The 2,199-nt window shown below is 32.6% G+C and carries 2 protein-coding genes and 1 tRNA gene; 2 read left to right on the top strand and 1 reads right to left on the bottom strand.

What is annotated here, in order from left to right; translation table 11 throughout:
- The first annotated feature begins 18 nt into the window (after positions 1–18).
- Together BUA73_RS13620 and BUA73_RS13615 are read left to right on the top strand one after the other, a co-directional pair.
- Positions 19–94, top strand: a tRNA-Phe gene (locus tag BUA73_RS13620).
- Between the two features lie 160 nt (positions 95–254).
- Complete coding sequence (locus BUA73_RS13615) at positions 255–1,256, top strand: methyltransferase domain-containing protein (RefSeq protein ID WP_072904640.1); 1,002 nt, start codon at positions 255–257, stop codon at positions 1,254–1,256.
- Positions 1,257–1,381: 125 nt separating this feature from the next.
- Here BUA73_RS13615 and BUA73_RS13610 read toward each other — a convergent pair whose 3' ends face one another.
- Complete coding sequence (locus BUA73_RS13610) at positions 1,382–1,843, bottom strand: peroxiredoxin (RefSeq protein WP_084672281.1); 462 nt, start codon at positions 1,841–1,843, stop codon at positions 1,382–1,384.
- Between the last annotated feature and the right edge of the window lie 356 nt (positions 1,844–2,199).

Below are 2,199 nucleotides of genomic sequence, written 5' to 3'. Positions count from 1 at the left end.
CTTTTCGCGGAGCCATATGGCTCGATAGCTCAGTCGGTAGAGCAGAGGACTGAAAATCCTCGTGTCACTGGTTCGATTCCAGTTCGAGCCACCAAGGTTTAAGTTTCATTTTTTAAATAAAGAATTAAAGATTGTACAGCAGTTGTGCAGTTTTTAATTCTTTATTTTTTTGTATTATACAAGAAAAATACACAAATATATGTGGGAATATGATATAATAATTTATAAAATTCTAAAAAAGGGGATATGCAAAGATGAAAAAGATTTTTGAGGATATGTTGCAATGTCCAAAATGTCATGGGCAATTACAATGGAATATATGCGAAGAAAGTGAGTCCAGAATAATAAATGCAGAGGTTACATGTAGTCAATGCGGTGCAAAGTATGAAGTTAAGGATGAAATAGGAATTTTCTTGACACCAGATCTTCAACGAAATGATTATTGGGAACAGGGAAAAGGTGGTTTACATGAATATCTAGACTCAGAGCCGCTGAAAAAGGAAGAATTTTTATCCACAGATGAGGATAAATTAAGTCCGGGAGACTATTGGGGGAAGCTATTTTATATTGAAGAAGAAAAGAACTATAAAAAAGCCCATGAAATGTACAGAATGGCACTTAAAAAAATATACACCACAGAGCTTATGGAAGCTTGGGATAGCCAGCAAACATATGTTTTAAAGCAGTTGAAAGGAACTACAGCGCCTATAGTAGATATAGCTTCAGGAAGGGCTTATTTTGCGGAGTTGTTATTGAAAAACTTACCTAACGAGATAATGGCTACGGATTTTAGCCCTACAGTTCTTATGAGAGATAAACAGTACTTTCAAGTGAATGGTATGTATGATAAGCTCAGCCTTGTAGCTTTTGATGCTAGAAGAACTCCTTTTAAAGATAATAGCGTAGAATATATGACTAGTAATGTAGGAATAAGTAATATTGAAAATGCAGGTGATGTTGTTAAGGAACTTCATAGGATATGTGGGAAAATGTTCATGCCTATAATGATTTTTTTTAAAGAGCAAGATACGGTTCATATAGATTTCATGAAGAAAGCAGGTATGGAAAGCCTAGCAACAGAAAAAAATGCTTTATCATACTTCTCATCCCAACCTTGGAACTGTAGTGTTGAAAATAGTATAGATGCACATGTGAAACCAACACCAACGGGTGTAATCCTTGACGTTCTGAAAATTGATGGACTACCTTTAGAGGATACTGTAGATGAATATTGTGTTTTAAAATGTACCAAGTAATAAATATAAAATTGTTCAAATGAATTATTGGCAAAATAATTTTAATTTAAATAATTATATAAAAAGTACTGAAGTTTTATGCTCCAGTACTTTTTGTTTTAAATATCCATGTTTGGTTTAAAATATTATTTTAATTCACACAATACGGCATCAGCATGGCCAGGTACTTTTACACCTCTGAAGATGTTTTTGATATTTCCAGCTGGGTCTATGATAAAGGTGCTTCTTTCAATACCCATGGATTTTTTGCCGCACATAGTTTTTTCTTTTATTACATCATAAAGCTTACAAGCTACTTCTTCCTTATCAGAAAGAAGAAGAAAATTTAATTCATGTTTATCGATGAATTTTTTGTGTGATGCCACGGTATCTCTGCTTATACCTATTATTAGCGTATTAAGCTCATCATAGGTACCAGCGATTTCTTTAAATGCTATGGCTTCTTTTGTGCAGCCAGCAGTGTTGTCCTTTGGGTAGAAATATAATACTATGTTTTTGCCAATAAAGTCTTTTAAACTATGCGTTTTATCATCGGAGCCTAATAATTCAAAGTCAGGTGCTTTCATACCAATTTTTAATTCTTCCATGTTTATCGCCTCCATAGTTTTATTGTAGTAAATCTAAATTTCTATTGATAAGATTATACAATATATAAGTTGTGAAGTGAAGATTAAATGGTGTTTTTCATGGAAAATATTAATATTCTTCATGGAAACATTACCTCGTGTATCAGTAAGTAAAATATAGAGGAATAAAGAGTATATGAAAGGATAAGCAAAACAATGACTATTAACGGCAATTTTCAATATTATAATCAATTTTTTGTGTGATAAGATATATCTTGTCGCCGCGAGAGACAAGCCTTTAAAAGGTAAGCTCAAGCAAACAACTTAACTTCAAAAAAAATTGAAAAAAGTTGTTGACAAGAAAGTTTAGGTTTGAT

The sequence above is a fragment of the Hathewaya proteolytica DSM 3090 genome (assembly GCF_900142225.1).
Taxonomy (GTDB): Bacteria; Bacillota; Clostridia; order Clostridiales; family Clostridiaceae; genus Hathewaya; species Hathewaya proteolytica.
This window is presented reverse-complemented; position numbering and strand designations above follow the sequence as displayed.

What these genes read in the sequence shown, in the direction of transcription:
- BUA73_RS13615 (WP_072904640.1), top strand. Translation starts at nt 255, where the DNA reads ATGAAAAAGATTTTTGAGGATATGTTGCAATGTCCAAAATGTCATGGG.
- BUA73_RS13610 (WP_084672281.1), bottom strand. Translation starts at nt 1,843, where the DNA reads ATGGAAGAATTAAAAATTGGTATGAAAGCACCTGACTTTGAATTATTA.